We start from the raw sequence: 15,475 nt of genomic DNA on the forward strand, positions 1-15,475 counted from the left end.
AATTTTTATTTAATACTAGTATTTTCTTAATCTTCTGTTATAAATTACAGTAATAAAGAATGGCTACGATAAATTTAGAAAAAAGAAGGTAGGAACTCTTTCATAGTCGAATGAATTCCTACCTTCTATATGTTTTCTGATTGAATAAAAATAAATTACCTATTCCCCTTCTTAATCTTCCATCGTCGAAAGATCACCAGTTGGTAAATTTAACTCCCATGCCTTCAACACACGTCGCATAATTTTACCACTTCTTGTTTTAGGTAGCTTTTCCTTAAACTCAATTTCACGCGGGGCCGCATGAGCTGATAATCCCCTTTTGACAAACTCGCGAATATTCTCAATTAAAGCATCTGATGGTTCAACACCTTCACGCAAAGATACAAATGCCTTAATAATCTCTCCACGAACAGGGTCTGGTTTTCCAATTACACCTGCTTCAATGACATCTGGATGTTCTAGTAGCTTGCTTTCTACTTCGAATGGTCCTACACGTTCCCCAGCTGTCATAATGACATCATCTACTCGACCTTGGAACCAAAAATATCCTTCGTCATCCATATAAGCTGAATCGCCCGACACATACCACTCACCTTTTAGGAAGTATGATTCGTATCGCTCAGGATTACCCCAAATTTGACGCATCATCGCAGGCCAACCTCGACGTACCGCTAAATTCCCCATAGTAAATGGTGGTACTTCATTCCCCGCATCATCTACAATTGTCGCATAGACGCCAGGCAATGGTTTCCCCATGGAACCCGGTTTAATATCCATACTTGGATAGTTACAAATCATATGCGCGCCGGTTTCGGTCATCCACCACGTATCATGAATACGATGCCCTAATTCGTCACATCCCCAACGTATCACTTCAGGGTTAAGAGGTTCTCCAACAGACAATACATGGCGTAATGATGACAAATCATAATTTTCTAACATTCCACTACCAGCCCCCATTAACATACGGAAAGCTGTTGGCGCACTATACCAAACTGTAACACTGTAATCCTCGATTGCTTGATACCATGCTTGTGGTGAGAAGCGACCACCAACAATCAGCATTGTCACACCATTTAACCACGGACCAAAAATGCCATAGGATGTCCCCGTTACCCAACCTGGATCTGCTGTACACCAATAAATATCACGGTCGCCTAAATCTAGTACCCATTGTGTAGATTGATAGTGCTGAATCATTGCATTGTGCACGTGTAACACGCCTTTTGGAGCACCTGTCGAGCCAGAAGTATAATGCAAAATCATACCGTCTTCTCGGTCCATCCACTCAATGTCAAATGTAGCAGCAGCCTCTTTCATCCGTTTATTAAAATCTAAAATTTGCGGTGTTTCTTCTATATCAGACCCTATTAAAAATACATGTTGCAAGTTAGGAAGTTTATCTAACGGTACTCGACCCAGTAATTCAGGCGTTGTAACTAACACTTTTGCATCGCTATCTGAAAGACGGTCATATACCGCTCCTTCCATGAATGCTTCGAATAGAGGCCCTACAATAACTCCCATTTTTAATGCGCCTAATAAAGAAAAGTAAAGCTCTGGTGAACGCGGCATAAAAATAAATAAACGATCGCCTTTTTCTAAGTTTGTCGCAGATTTAAAAACATTGGCAGCTTTGTTTGTCAGCCTTTTCATTTCATTAAAAGAATAGGCTTCTTTGCGTTTTCCATCCGTGTAATACAATGCGACTTTATTTTTTCTAGACGTTTCTGTATGGCGATCAATAGCCTCATAAGCCATGTTTACTAATCCTGTTTTATGCCAACTAAATGCCTTTTCAGTTTCAGCCCAATCATGATTCGCTGCTGCCTCCTCATAATTTGGCAAATTATAGTGCCCTGGTATTGCTTTCAATTTCTCCATTGTTTTCATCCCCATGAAATTACCCCTTTCTTTTTTTGCTTTAGTCCATTCGTAAGCAAATTTTAAATCGCACTCACGATACCCTTGGCAATTACGCCTTGACGTAAGCGTAGCTGCCTGTCACATCGTTCGCACTTTGCTTGCGTGCAATATAATTTCCCTTGAAGTCTCTTATAAAGGATAAAAAGAGAGCCTCCATCCCCATATGGAAAATTAAATTTAAATAATGGCAATTGAAACAATTTCGCCATATAAAACAGCTACTGAATGCTATTAAAATTCGCCACTTTCTCCAAAGACAAATACGTTATGTAGCAATTGTTATAGAACAGTTTATGCGCTATAAATATGAACAATGCTTACAATACAACATTCATCTGTTAAATAACAGTTGCAATATACATCTATTTTACACGAATTTTTCAATAATGTCTCAATATTTTTATTTTTCCAAAAATGTAGTTATATTTCGTAAATTTAAGCGTTTTCCGGCTTTAAATCAGCTATAATGGAATTATTAAACTCAGGTGGTGTAATTATGGAACATAAAAAGACTTTTTTTTCTGTTACAAAGGAGACAAAGCATGGTACTGTTTATGTGGAAGGGCCTGTTCCTCCAGAAAAATTAGCTACGTATACATTCCACGAGGGATTAGTTGCCTTTAGACCTCCTAAACAACAACAGCAAGCCATTATAGAAATCGCAGGGCTTCCTGAAGGTCGCATTATTATCATTCGGAAAGACAACATTATTGTAGGCTACGTCACCTATTTATATCCCGATCCGCTTGAACGTTGGGCAGAGGACCGCATTGATAATATGATTGAGTTAGGAGCCATTGAGGTAATTCCTGACTATCGTGGGACTGGGGCTGGTAAAGCCTTGCTTTCGGTGTCCTTTATGGGGGATGAGATGGAGGATTACCTTGTTATTACAACTGAATATTATTGGCATTGGGACTTAAAAGGGACTGGGTTAAATGTATGGGATTATCGCAAAATGATGGAACGGATGATGAGCTCGGCTGGTTTCGAATATTTTGCTACAGATGATCCTGAAATTACATCACATCCAGCTAACTGCCTAATGGCTCGGGAAGGCAAAAGAGTGCCTCCTGAAACAATGGAAAGATTCGATAGGCTCCGTTTTAGAAATCGCTTCATGTATTAAAACCAACACAAAGGGGATGAGTATATGATTGTAGAAGAAATTATGAATGACGAGCCTTATACACTGGCTCCTACAAATACTGTGTTAGAAGCGCTGAAATTAATGCGTGAGAAGAAGGTGCGTCATTTACCTGTTATAGACAATGAACGCCATGTTCTAGGTGTTATTACAGAGCGAGATATTAAAGAAGCACTGCCTTCGCCATTGAAGGATGAACCCAATTCTCCTGTCTTTAGTGCCAAGGTAGAAGATATTATGATAAAAAATCCACTAGTTGGTCATCCTCTTGATTTTGTAGAGGAAGTTGCACTCACTTTTTATGAAACGAAGATCGGTTGTTTACCAATTGTCTCTGGGGGAAAACTTGTCGGTATCGTCACTACAACCGACTTACTCTACACTTATATTGAGTTAACTGGTGCAACTGAACCCGGCTCTAAAATTGAAATACGCGTGTGCGATACACCGGGAGTGTTATTTGAAATTACAAAAATTTTTAATCTACATCATGCAAATGTCCAAAGCGTCTTAGTATATCCTGATTCTGAAAATACACAAAATAAAATTTTAAGCGTCCGAGTAAAAACACTAAACCCACTTGCTATCATTGAGAATCTTCGTAAAGAAGGTTTCGACGTGTTATGGCCTAATCTACCAGGTGTTTCTTTATAATGAAAAAGGCTGTCTTTGTTTATTCGCCAGAGCAACTCGGATATAAATTTTCAGATACACATCCTTTCAATCACAAACGCTTGACGCTAACGATGGATTTACTAAAAAATATAGGGGCGCTCGATGATGTCGATATCGTTCCTGCACGTATTGCAACAGAAGAAGAACTCTTGCTCGCACATGATCCAAAATACATTGAAATTGTAAAAAGTGCAGGGCATGGTAAACTCAGCGAGGCACAATGTGCAAGCTATGGGATAGGCACGGAGGATACACCTATCTTTAAAAATATGCATGAAGCAAGTGCCCAACTTGTAGGTGGCACATTAACTGCTGTCGATTATGTGATGGAAGGAAAAGCCGAACATGCGCTAAATCTGGGCGGTGGGCTACATCATGGTTTCCGTGGGCGCGCATCAGGTTTTTGTATTTATAATGATAGTACTGTAGCTATACGTTATTTACAGGACAAATACAAAGCGCGGGTGCTATATGTTGATACGGATGCCCATCATGGGGATGGCGTACAATGGAGTTTCTATGATGACCCCGATGTATGTACATTATCAATTCATGAAACAGGTCGCTACTTATTCCCTGGAACAGGTAATGTAACTGAACGAGGCAATGGGCAAGGCTATGGAACTTCATTTAACTTTCCAATCGATGCATTTACCGAGGATGATAGTTTCTTAGACATCTATGAACAGGCAATGCGCGAAGTCTTTGAATTTTTCAAACCCGATGTTGTATTAACGCAAAACGGTGCAGATGCACATTATTTTGACCCATTAACACATTTATACGGTACAATGAATATTTATAAGGAGATTCCTAAGTTAGCGCACAAGCTAGCGCACGAATATTGTGATGGCAAATGGATTGCGGTTGGTGGTGGAGGCTACGATATTTGGCGTGTTGTGCCACGCGCATGGTCGATGCTATGGTTAGAAATGACCAATCAAGAAATACCAACAGGTCCCTTACCACAAGCATGGTTAGAGCGCTGGCAACCGGAGGCACCCGTTCCGTTTATTCCTACATGGGAGGACCCAAATCCTCTTTATGAGCCTATTCCACGAAAGGCAGAAATTGAAGAAAAGAACGCGCAAATGTTAGAAAAGGCGCTACATATTATTCGCACTGAAAAGCGCAGTTAAGCCGGTGCCAGTCACCCAAACAATTCCCAAACAATTCACTACAATAAAAAAACACGCAAATCTTACCATTAGATTTACGTGTTTTTTGTTATTTGCTTTTAACAGATTGTCGATGTTCAATGCGATGTGGTAAAATAACCGCTTCATCTTCAACAGGCTCTTTATTCATAAGTTTAGTCAATAATCGCATCGCAACAGCTCCGATATCATATAACGGTAGTGCTACACTTGTAAGCTGTGGGCGTACCATACGAGCTAACTTAGAATTTTCAAAACTGATGACCTCGATATCCTCTGGCACATTTTTCCCAGCATCCTGCGCACCATGAATCAATCCGATAGCGAGTTCATCGCTGCCTGCAAAATAAGCAGTTGGAGGATTTTCTAGAGCAGATAACGTTTCCCATGCCTCTAAGCCCATATCATAGCTAGATTCCTCTGCAGCAATTAGTGATTCATCTATACTTAAGCCTGCATCTTGCAATGCTTTTTTATAAGCTTCAAGCTTGAATTTTCCATTAATTGTATAAGTAAGTGGACCTGTTACAAAGCCGATTCGTGTATGACCGTTTTGAATCAGTAACGAAATCGCTTCATACGCTGCTTGGAAATAATCAATATTCACAGTGGCAATTGTTTGTGATTCATCTACAGAACCTGCAAGAACAATCGGAACTGGCGAATGATCCATCGATTGTTGCATTTTCTCTGTTACTTCATCACTCATCATGACAATACCGTCCACCTGTTTGCCTAACATTGTATCTAGCAGCTGTAGCTCTTTATCTTCATGTTGGTCTGAGTTGGCAAGAATAATGTTGTAGCGATACATTGTCGCAATATCCTCCACACCACGTGCCAGCTCCGCATAAACGTTATTTGCAATATCTGGGATAATCACGCCAACTGTTGTTGTTTTCTTACTCGCTAACCCTCGCGCTACTGCGTTCGGACGATATTCTAATCGTTCAATTACTTCTAATACTTTTTTTCGTGTTGCTGGTTTTACATTTTGGTTACCATTAACTACACGAGAAACGGTTGCCATCGAAACATTTGCTTCTCGTGCAACATCATAAATTGTAACAGTCATCGTACGTGCCTCCCTTTTTCCTTTTATAGCCTTATCATACGATAATTTTCGCATCATTTTCAAGAAGAAGTACGTACGTGAACGGAAATACCAAGTACAAATAGTACTGTTCTAGACATTAAATTGTCACGATATAGTAAACACCGCCTGCTTAATGCGCAAGCGGTGTGAAATCATTAGGCATGAATTTCATGATTCTTCATGAATTTTTGTAGCGTTTCGTAGAATGTATCGAATGTTGGAATATCCATTTGTTGTTGTGAATCAGAAAGTGCTACAGATGGATCTGGATGCACCTCTGCCATTACACCATCTGCTCCAATGGCAATTGCTGCTTTCGCACATGGTAATAATAAGTCGCGTCGACCAGTTGAATGTGTTACATCGACAAATACTGGTAAATGTGTTTCTTGTTTTAAAATTGGTACTGCTGAAATATCTAATGTGTTACGTGTTGCTTTTTCGTACGTACGAATACCACGTTCACAAAGGATGATGTTCTCATTTCCTTTAGACATAATGTATTCTGCTGCATGAATGAACTCGTCAATCGTTGCTGCTAAACCACGTTTTAATAGTACCGGTTTGTTTGTAGCACCAGCTGCTTTTAATAATTCGAAGTTTTGCATATTACGAGCACCAATTTGAATCACATCAATGTAATCCAGCGCTTCTTCTAAATGACCTGGTGTCACAATTTCTGTAATAACACCTAAACCATATTCTTCCGATACACGTTTTAAAATTTTAAGCCCTTCTAATCCAAGACCTTGGAAGTCATATGGAGAAGTACGAGGTTTGTATGCTCCACCACGGATTAACTTTTCACCTTTAGCTTTAATAGATGCTGCAACAGCTGCTACTTGCTCATATGATTCAACAGCACATGGACCAAATACGAAAGATGGTTTTCCTTGGCCGATTAGTTCACCATTAACATTAATGACAGTATCTTCTGATTTTTTCTTGCGTGATACAAGTAATTCTTTCTTTTTATCCGCTTCAAGTTGTTTTAAAGCTGTTTTAAAGATTTGTTTAAAAATATAATCTACCGTCATTTGGTTTAATGGACCGTGATTGTGCTCTTTAATTAGATCAAGCATATGTCGTTCGCGCAATGGATCATAGCGATTAACACCTTGTTTTTCTTTAATTTTACCGATTTCATCTACTACAGCTGCACGTTCGTTAATTAGACGAAGAATTTCTAAGTTTAATCCATCAATCTGACTACGTAAGCTTTCTAAATCCTTTTGGCTCATACTTCTTGCTCCTCTCCCCATGACAGACACTTTCAGAACTCTGAAATGTATGTTACATTTTTAGATATTAGCATCATTATAATCAAAGTTGTTCAGAATGTCACGCATTTTTAATTTAGCGCTTCAACTCGCTAAATTATTTTGAGATATTTCGAGGAAGGAAGCGATTACATTGAGTTCAAAATTATTTGCGCTTGATATCGGTACACGTTCTGTTGTTGGCATTATTTTAGAGGAAGATAATGATCATTTTCATGTACAAGATATTTTAGTAAAAGAGCATAAAGAACGGGCCATGGTAGATGGTCAAATACATAATGTCATGTACGTGGCAGAGTTAATTAATGAGATAAAACAAGAGCTCGAAGAAAAGCATGGACCTTTGTCCAAAGTAAGTGTTGCTGCTGCAGGTCGTTCATTAAAAACGGAGCAGGCAAGTGTGACCATTAATATTCGTAACCGTCCTATTTTTACTGAAGAAGATATTAGTCGCTTAGAATTACAGGCGGTTCAACAAGCCCAGCAACAGCTCCTACAACATAAAGAGGATACAAAAACAAGTCACTATTATTGCGTTGGTTATTCGGTCCTTTATTATCGTCTAGATGGTGAAGAAATCGGTAGCCTTCTTGATCAGCAAGGTGATGAGGCACAAATCGAAGTGATTGCCACTTTCCTTCCTCGTGTTGTAGTGGAATCACTGATTGCCGCATTAAAACGGGCAAATTTAGAGATGGATGCACTAACATTAGAGCCCATTGCTGCCATTAATGTGCTCATTCCACCTACGATGCGCCGTTTAAATGTTGCACTTGTCGATATTGGTGCTGGTACATCAGATATCGCCATTACCGATAAAAGTACAGTTGTTGCCTATGGTATGGTGCCGACAGCAGGAGATGAAATCACCGAAGCACTTAGTGACCATTATTTGCTCGATTTCCCTGTTGCGGAAGAGGCAAAGCGCCAACTGCATTGTTCAGAGGAGATTTTAATTCAAGATATTTTAGGATTCAATCAATATTATCCTAAAGAAGAAGTGCTTACTGCAATTGAACCAGCTGTTAAACAACTTGCAAAGGCGATTGGAGAAGAAATATTACGTCTTAATAATCGAACTGCTCCTAAAGCCGTAATGCTCGTTGGTGGAGGTAGTTTAACACCTAACCTTACAACGGAAATCGGTCTAGTCCTTGATTTACCAGCAAATCGTATTGCCGTTCGTGGTGTCGATGCCATTCAAAATTTAACAAAGGAAGCGCACATTAAAGCATCCCCTGAATTAGTAACACCTATTGGCATAGCTATTGCTGCAAAGAAAATGCCGATTCAATATATGAGCTTAACGGTAAATGAACAAATTGTACGCCTTTTTGAATTAAAAGAAATGACTGTTGGCGATGCCTTTTTAGCTGCCAATATTCGTGCTAAACAATTATATGGCAAGCCAGGTCATGGTTTATCCATTAGTGTGAACGGACAAGATATTTTTATACCTGGTGGCCACGGCCAACCAGCACAAATTTTAGTAAATGGACAACAATCCTCTACAAAAACAATTATTAAAACGGGTGATGCCATTCAGCTAATAGAAGGACAAGATGGTCTTCCAGCTACTGCTACAATAAGAGATATAGTGGATCAAGCCGTCATTAAAACGATCACAATTCAAGAAACAAAATATGTCATTGAACCTAAAATTACAGTTAACGGTGCATCCGTTTCAATGGATGCTCTCGTAAACGATCGTGATATTATCGCATATGAAATAGCTGAAACAGTAGAAGACGTGTTTACATCGACGAACAATACCCATATACTAAAACAATTTGAATCGTATGTTATATATGTCGATGGCAAGCCATTATATTTACCAGCGTTTTCCGCGAATTTACTAATTAACGGAAAACCAGGAAAGCTGTCTTATGCTGTTCAACATAACGATACTATTACTTTTTCGCAACCATCGTTACCAACAGTACAGCGAATTGCTGATCATCTGAATGTGTTGCTGGAGGACAAAATCATTGTCCATTTTCAACAGGAACTGTTAGAGCTAAGAAAAACGACGAATGAAGTGCTTGTGAATCAAGCTGTTGTTTCTCCGCTTTCTACGGTTCCTAATGGAGCGACAGTTAGCATTCAAGAGAAAGATCGAAGTCCTTGGATTTATCAGGATGTATTCCGCTTCTCGAATTGGCAGCTCCCAACAACATTTAAAGGCAACTTTACGATTTTGCGTAACGGACAACCCGCAACCTTTGATACAGAAATTTTCGGTGGCGATCAATTAGAAATTGTACTCGAAGAAGCACCTTTATCATTGTAAAAGTAGGTGCCAAAAGAAAAAGTGTTAGATTGACTGTAATCAATCTAACACTTTTTTGCTATGTTGTTGATGTCAAGCTACGGCGGATGCTTCCTGCGCGGTTTGTAACATCTTATCTGCGTGCTTTACGATACATTCCACATGCTCACAGGAGTCCCGCCACCGCTATCATCAACTAGTACTAGTGTCGTGTTCTATAGGAAATCCTAAATTCCCCTTTAGTTTACGCACGAACCTCTTGTGCGTCCTCTTGCTTTTCAACAGTTTGTTCCGTTGCTTCTGCTACGTCCTCTTGTTTTACTTCAACGCCATCAATGAATTCATCAAGTGGCTCTTCCCCTTCAAAAGAAACCGTACCGTCATCAAAAACAGTTGGTGCTTTTGCGGACTTAAGCGTTTTAACTTTCTCTACCAATTGTGAAGATTGCTCTTGAATTTGTTTTGATAGTTGTACAGTTTTATCCTTCGCTGTTGACGAGAAGTCTGCACTTTTATCTTTGAAATTAACGGCTTGCACTGCCACATCACTACGTAAATCTTTCCCTGATTTTGGAGCTAATAATAACCCTGCTGCTGCCCCCACTATACCTCCAACTAAAGCGCCAATGACGAAATCTTTCATGTTTACACGCTCCTCTTCATAGATCGATTCCTGTGAATTATAAAGCTGTGGTAATGTACTTTCAAGTTGTTGTTCTTTCACTTCGTTAAAGTTTGGCTTTTGTGTAGTCATGGACAATTCCTCCCATTTTATAATCTAATGCGCCTAGACATCTGTATTACTACTTGCGAGCAACACATGAAAATCGCCTAAGGCTTTATTTATATTCAGCAGGTGTCAATAAAGCACCTGCTAAATAATAATTATTTTTTGCGACCCCATTTTCTTTTCGGCTTGTCCGATTGAACTTGTTCAAAATTATATACATCCTCAGGCATTATTTCTGGTGCCTGCTCAATTATTTTACGCTTCTTCCATTTATCTGCAATGCCCATTGCGACATTACTCCACTGTACAACTTGCGCAATTTTTTCTTCGTTCTGTTCAACGCTTTTAGAAATAGAAGACGTAATTTGCTGTACGGATGCATTTAAACCGTTTACAGACTCACCCATTCCTTTCACTGCATGAACAACAGAATTTAACTGCTCAGATTTTTCTTGAATATCTTCGGCTAAGCTATTTGTTTTAATTAACAAAGAAGTCGTTTCACGTGTAATGCCTTCCATTTGTTTCTCAATGCCCGATAATGTACCCGATAAACTACTAAGAATTGATTTGAGCGAAAATAACGTCATACCGACGCTGACACACAAAAATAAAAAACCGATTGCTGCAATAATTGCTGCGATATACAAAATGACTTCCATAAAATAGACCTCCTGCTAGTAAGAATTCTCTCTATACTATTACTTACCTTATCTTCGACAAATAAAACTTAAATCCTTCTCAAATTTTAGAAAAACAGCTTATTCCTTACGGATTAAGCTGTTTCGTTGTTTTTTAGTACATCTTCAAAGGCATCTTGGAATTTGTGCACATCGCCTGCGCCCATAAATAAGAACACGGCGCCTTTATGCTTTGTTAAAACATCAATACCTTCTGTAGTAATTACAGCACTGCCTTCAATAAGAGAGGCTAAATCTTGAATTGACAGTGCACCTTGCGTTTCCCTTGCAGAACCAAAAATATCGCAAAGGTATGCTGCATCTGCCAAACTAAGGCTATCAGCAAAGTCCTGTAAAAATGCTTGCGTGCGTGTGAATGTGTGTGGCTGGAATATAGCTACTAATTCACGTTCTGGATATTTTTGTCTAGCCGATTGAATCGTTGCACGTATTTCTGTTGGGTGATGTGCGTAATCATCAATTAACACATGATCCCCGATTTTCGATTCCGTAAAACGTCTTTTTACACCTTTATAGGTGTTTAAACGTTCTTGAATGATTTCTGATGAAATACCCTCGTATTGGCAAAGTGTAATAACAGCTAATGTATTCAACACTGCATGGTCGCCAAATAACGGAATAAAGAAAGTACTATAAAATTCATTGCGAACAAATACATCAAATGTTGTGCCTTCCGTTGTTTTTTCAACATTACGTGCTTCGAAGTCATTTTCAGCTCCGAATCCATAATAAACAACAGGTACTTTCGCTTGAATACGTTGCAAATGCTCATCATCACCACATGCGATAATTGCTTTTTTCACTTGTAAGGCAAGTGATTGAAAGGCTGCATACACATCTTCAATGTTCGCGAAGTAATCTGGATGGTCAAAGTCAATATTCGTCATGACTGCATAATCAGGATTATAGGCTAAAAAGTGTCGACGATACTCACATGCTTCCATCACAAAGAAGTTTGCATTTTCATGTCCTGCACCTGTACCATCACCGATTAAATACGATGTTGGTTTATACCCACCAACAACATGCGCCATTAAGCCCGTTGTAGAGGTTTTGCCATGTGCACCTGTAATGGCAATGGATGTGTAATTGCCAATATACTCACCAAGAAATTTGTGATAACGAATAATTTCTACACCGATTTCACGTGCTCGGACTAATTCAGGATGGTCATCAGGAAAAGCATTCCCTGCAATTATTGTCATACCTTCTTTAATATTATCCGCATTAAAAGTAAGAATTGGAATATTTCGTTCACGTAACGGTTGTTCCGTAAAGAAATACTTATCAATATCTGAGCCCTGTACTTGTTCACCAGCATCAAATAAGATTTGTGCAAGCGAACTCATGCCAGAACCTTTAATGCCTGTGAAATGAAAAACTGTCATTAATTAAACCCCCCGGGAAATACAATATCCCATCTATCATCTATTAGGTGTATCGTATTTTGTACTAGGTATTAATACCTTTACACGTACAGAAAAATACGTACTATGTTAAAACATCTTGTCTATTATAGCACTATTTATGCACAAGGATAAATGTGCAACTTTTCTAAAAAAACTAATTTTGACGAAAGTCAGATAATCTTGACGAAAACACCGCAATTCTTATTCAAACATAGCAATTAAATCTTGCTCAGTAATATAACTTTCACGCGGTTTACTACCTCGTGCTTCTGACACAAAACCATGTGATTCCAACATATCAATTAAACGTGCAGCACGATTATAACCGATATGATATTTACGTTGAATAAGAGAAGTAGAGGCCCCACCTGCTTCATAAACAAAGCGACAGACATCCTCAAACAAATCATCTTGCTCTGCAGTAACTTCTGATTTCTTTAAAAGTTCCTCTTGATCGAATATATAATCAGGTTCACCTTGCTCACGAACATGATCGATAATCGCTTCTATTTCATCATCTGTTACAAACGTCCCTTGCAAACGTACAGGAGCCGACATGCCATTACCTAGATATAACATATCGCCTCGTCCCAGTAAGCGCTCTGCCCCTTGCCCATCTAATATTGTACGTGAATCGATTTGTGAAGAAACCGCAAAGGCAATACGGGTTGGGATATTGGATTTAATTAGACCTGTAATAACATCGACAGAAGGTCTTTGCGTGGCAACTATTAAATGAATACCACAAGCACGTGCCTTCTGGGCAATACGACAAATCGCTTCCTCAACATCTGCTGGCGACATCATCATTAAGTCTGCTAACTCATCAATAACAATTAAAATATACGGTAATTTTAAACTATGCTCATTGTTTTTATCTGCTAAAGCGTTATAACGTGTAATATCACGCGCACCCGCATGTGCAAATAGCTGATAACGACGCTCCATCTCCTCTACTGCCCATTTTAACGCTGCTGTTGCAGCCTTTACATCCGTAATAACCGGACTGACTAAATGGGGAATATGATTGAATGGCGCAAGCTCTACCATTTTTGGGTCAATCAGCATAAGTTTTAATTCATGCGGTGCAGCTTTATATAATAAACTAACCAAAATGGAATTGATACAAACAGACTTTCCTGAACCAGTCGCCCCAGCAATTAAGCCATGTGGCATTTTACGTAAATCAATTGTCACTGGCTTCCCTGTTAAATCGAGACCTAGTGCCGCTTCAAGTGGTGAATCAGAATCCAGGAATGAGGCACTATTTGTCACTTCCGATAAACGAACAGCACGAGATACACGGTTAGGAATCTCTATTCCGATTGAACTCTTTCCAGGAATCGGTGCCTGTATTCGAATGTCTTTTGCAGCTAAAGCCAGTTTTAAATCATCTGCTAAATTACGAATTTTACTTACCTTTGTACCATGACTAACTGTAATTTCAAATTGAGTAACGGCAGGACCTTGCATAATCGATTCTATTTGTGCTGACACTTGGAAATAAGATAGTGCTTCAACTAGTGTATCCCCTTGTTGCTCCATCCACTCTGTATCCTGTGTTTTCTCCTCAGGTGGCTCCAAAAATTCATCTGTGGGCTTTTGGTACACATGAATAGGCTTTTGAGGTGTTATTTCTTTTTCAGGCTCTATATTTAAAATTTCCAATGTATCATTAAGTTTCTCTTCAATGATGTTTTGATTATCATTTGATTCTTGGATAGTTTTTCCATGTAATAAATCCGTTCCGACCAAAAGCGTTGCAGAAATTTCTTCACTTGCATCCACTGTAATTGCCGTTTGTTCTGCTTGGTGTAAATCATTTGCAACAAACGGGGGTGTAAGATTTTCTTCAAGAGTATCCACTTCAATCGCTGTCTGCTCTGCTTGCTGTATTTCATTTGTGATAATCGGTGATACAGGATTTCCTTCTAAGTTATCTGCTTCACTTGCTGACTGTTCTGCTTGACGTATTTCATTTGTGACAATCGGTGATACAGGATTTCCTTCTAAGTTATCTGCTTCACTTGCTGACTGTTCTGCTTGACGTATTTCATTTGTGACAATCGGTGATACAGGATTTCCTTCTAAGTTATCTGCTTCACTTGCTGACTGTTCTGCTTGCTGTATTTCATTTGTGATAATCGGTGATACAGGATTTCCTTCTAAGTTATCTGCTTCACTTGCTGACTGTTCTGCTCGACGTATTTCATTTGTGACAATCGGTGATACTGGTTTTACTTCAAGTGTATCCGCTTCACTTGACTGTTTTTCAGTTGGCATCGGCGTCATTGTTGCAACAGGAGATATTGTAATAACAGGATTATTATTTGATTGTGTCATTTTGGAAAATGGTTCTTGGGATGATGTCTCGATTGAAGATGTAGTAACATGTTCTGACAATGCTCCATCGTCGATTTTGTCATCATCAGTAGTAACCGCTATCTCGTTTTGAATTTTTTCTGTAGTCGCCGGCACTTTCGATTTTAATTGTTGTGAAATTCGCCATTTTTCTTTATCTGTTTTTAACATTAAGACATTAAATGGAATGCGACTCTTTTCTTGCTTTACAGATGACTCCTCAACTACCTGCTGTTCATTTTCTTCATTTGACGGCTGAACAACCGTCACTTCCCCAATATGAATTGTGGAATTCTCTATTTGTAATTGTTCCACAACGACTTCTTTTACATGAATTTCGGATTGATCTGCTGATAGCTGTTCAACTGCTAGTTCTTGTTGCATAGCATCTTTAATTTGAGCTTCAAAATTTACAGCAAAAGATGTAGTTTGTGGTATAGGTAGCTCTTTTTCTGCTTTATCTGTCAGTTCGCTTTGCTCTGTAATTGCAACTTCTTCAAATGTAATCGGCTGCTTTGGTTTAGCGTCCGTATTTGCTTCAAAAGCTACTTTGCTTGACTCTGTCACTTCAACTTCTTCAAAAATAATTGGTTGCTTCGAAGTAGCTTTGCCATTTGCATCAACGATAGCTTGATTTTGCTCTGTCACTTCAACATCCTCAAATCCACTTGAATGCTTCGCTGGCACTTCCTTTAGGCTTGGTATTTCAAGCTGTTCATGTAAA

At 39.0% G+C, this 15,475-nt stretch carries 12 protein-coding genes; 4 read left to right on the forward strand and 8 right to left on the reverse strand.

Annotation, left to right across the window (positions count from 1 at the left end):
• Window positions 1–171: 171 nt before the first annotated feature.
• Together acsA and MHH88_RS16710 are read right to left on the reverse strand one after the other, a co-directional pair.
• On the reverse strand, window positions 172–1,893 hold the full coding sequence (gene acsA / locus MHH88_RS16705) for an acetate--CoA ligase (protein ID WP_339263109.1): 1,722 nt from the start codon (window positions 1,891–1,893) through the stop codon (window positions 172–174).
• 53 nt (window positions 1,894–1,946) lie between these two features.
• Window positions 1,947–2,135: a hypothetical protein gene (locus tag MHH88_RS16710; protein WP_339259523.1), complete on the reverse strand. Its 189-nt coding sequence runs from the start codon at window positions 2,133–2,135 to the stop codon at window positions 1,947–1,949.
• A gap of 287 nt (window positions 2,136–2,422) precedes the next feature.
• On the opposite strand from MHH88_RS16710, the gene MHH88_RS16715 reads away from it, so the two are divergent.
• The 3 genes from MHH88_RS16715 to MHH88_RS16725 are packed head-to-tail and all read left to right on the forward strand — an operon-like array spanning window position 2,423 to window position 4,887.
• Entirely contained in the window at window positions 2,423–3,055 is a 633-nt protein-coding gene (locus MHH88_RS16715; protein WP_025220327.1) for a GNAT family N-acetyltransferase, read from the forward strand.
• A gap of 24 nt (window positions 3,056–3,079) precedes the next feature.
• Window positions 3,080–3,727, forward strand: coding sequence for an acetoin utilization AcuB family protein (locus MHH88_RS16720; RefSeq protein ID WP_069513802.1), 648 nt, complete (start codon window positions 3,080–3,082; stop codon window positions 3,725–3,727).
• Window positions 3,727–4,887, forward strand: a complete 1,161-nt coding sequence (locus MHH88_RS16725; RefSeq protein ID WP_339259527.1) for an acetoin utilization protein AcuC — start codon at window positions 3,727–3,729, stop codon at window positions 4,885–4,887. The genes MHH88_RS16720 and MHH88_RS16725 overlap by 1 nt, the downstream gene beginning before the upstream one ends.
• Before the next feature lie 88 nt (window positions 4,888–4,975).
• On the opposite strand, the gene ccpA is transcribed toward MHH88_RS16725, so the two are convergent.
• Entirely contained in the window at window positions 4,976–5,980 is a 1,005-nt protein-coding gene (gene ccpA, locus MHH88_RS16730; RefSeq protein ID WP_069513811.1) for a catabolite control protein A, read from the reverse strand.
• A 176-nt stretch (window positions 5,981–6,156) separates the two neighbouring features.
• A complete protein-coding gene (locus MHH88_RS16735; RefSeq protein WP_069513813.1) occupies window positions 6,157–7,242 on the reverse strand; it encodes a bifunctional 3-deoxy-7-phosphoheptulonate synthase/chorismate mutase in 1,086 nt (361 codons plus the stop codon).
• 172 nt (window positions 7,243–7,414) lie between these two features.
• Here MHH88_RS16735 and MHH88_RS16740 point away from each other — a divergent pair, with 172 nt between their 5' ends.
• Window positions 7,415–9,571 (forward strand): cell division FtsA domain-containing protein, encoded by a 2,157-nt coding sequence (locus MHH88_RS16740; RefSeq protein WP_339259530.1) that lies wholly within the window; start codon window positions 7,415–7,417, stop codon window positions 9,569–9,571.
• A gap of 223 nt (window positions 9,572–9,794) precedes the next feature.
• Here the strand turns inward: MHH88_RS16740 and MHH88_RS16745 are convergent, their stop codons facing one another.
• The 4 genes from MHH88_RS16745 to MHH88_RS16760 all read right to left on the reverse strand — a co-directional run bounded on the left by MHH88_RS16745 (window position 9,795) and on the right by MHH88_RS16760 (window position 15,066).
• The gene (locus MHH88_RS16745) at window positions 9,795–10,304 is read right to left on the reverse strand and encodes a YtxH domain-containing protein (RefSeq protein WP_339259532.1); all 510 of its coding nucleotides are present in this window, start codon (window positions 10,302–10,304) and stop codon (window positions 9,795–9,797) included.
• Between the two features lie 131 nt (window positions 10,305–10,435).
• The gene (locus MHH88_RS16750) at window positions 10,436–10,942 is read right to left on the reverse strand and encodes a DUF948 domain-containing protein (protein ID WP_339259534.1); all 507 of its coding nucleotides are present in this window, start codon (window positions 10,940–10,942) and stop codon (window positions 10,436–10,438) included.
• A gap of 113 nt (window positions 10,943–11,055) precedes the next feature.
• Window positions 11,056–12,369 (reverse strand): UDP-N-acetylmuramate--L-alanine ligase, encoded by a 1,314-nt coding sequence (gene murC / locus MHH88_RS16755; RefSeq protein WP_069513821.1) that lies wholly within the window; start codon window positions 12,367–12,369, stop codon window positions 11,056–11,058.
• Between the two features lie 222 nt (window positions 12,370–12,591).
• The gene (locus MHH88_RS16760; RefSeq protein WP_339263111.1) at window positions 12,592–15,066 is read right to left on the reverse strand and encodes a DNA translocase FtsK; all 2,475 of its coding nucleotides are present in this window, start codon (window positions 15,064–15,066) and stop codon (window positions 12,592–12,594) included.
• Window positions 15,067–15,475 lie beyond the last annotated feature (409 nt).

It is taken from the genome of Lysinibacillus sp. FSL K6-3209 (assembly GCF_037976175.1).
In the GTDB taxonomy this organism is placed as follows: domain Bacteria; phylum Bacillota; class Bacilli; order Bacillales_A; family Planococcaceae; genus Lysinibacillus; species Lysinibacillus sphaericus_D.

Bases quoted from the DNA above. Each gene is read 5' to 3' on its own strand.
- MHH88_RS16750 (WP_339259534.1), bottom strand. From the start codon at position 10,942: ATGGAAGTCATTTTGTATATCGCAGCAATTATTGCAGCAATCGGTTTT.
- MHH88_RS16725 (WP_339259527.1), top strand. From the start codon at position 3,727: ATGAAAAAGGCTGTCTTTGTTTATTCGCCAGAGCAACTCGGATATAAA.
- MHH88_RS16720 (WP_069513802.1), top strand. From the start codon at position 3,080: ATGATTGTAGAAGAAATTATGAATGACGAGCCTTATACACTGGCTCCT.
- MHH88_RS16745 (WP_339259532.1), bottom strand. From the start codon at position 10,304: ATGACTACACAAAAGCCAAACTTTAACGAAGTGAAAGAACAACAACTT.
- MHH88_RS16710 (WP_339259523.1), bottom strand. From the start codon at position 2,135: ATGGCGAAATTGTTTCAATTGCCATTATTTAAATTTAATTTTCCATAT.
- MHH88_RS16735 (WP_069513813.1), bottom strand. From the start codon at position 7,242: ATGAGCCAAAAGGATTTAGAAAGCTTACGTAGTCAGATTGATGGATTA.
- murC (WP_069513821.1), bottom strand. From the start codon at position 12,369: ATGACAGTTTTTCATTTCACAGGCATTAAAGGTTCTGGCATGAGTTCG.
- MHH88_RS16715 (WP_025220327.1), top strand. From the start codon at position 2,423: ATGGAACATAAAAAGACTTTTTTTTCTGTTACAAAGGAGACAAAGCAT.
- ccpA (WP_069513811.1), bottom strand. From the start codon at position 5,980: ATGACTGTTACAATTTATGATGTTGCACGAGAAGCAAATGTTTCGATG.
- acsA (WP_339263109.1), bottom strand. From the start codon at position 1,893: ATGAAAACAATGGAGAAATTGAAAGCAATACCAGGGCACTATAATTTG.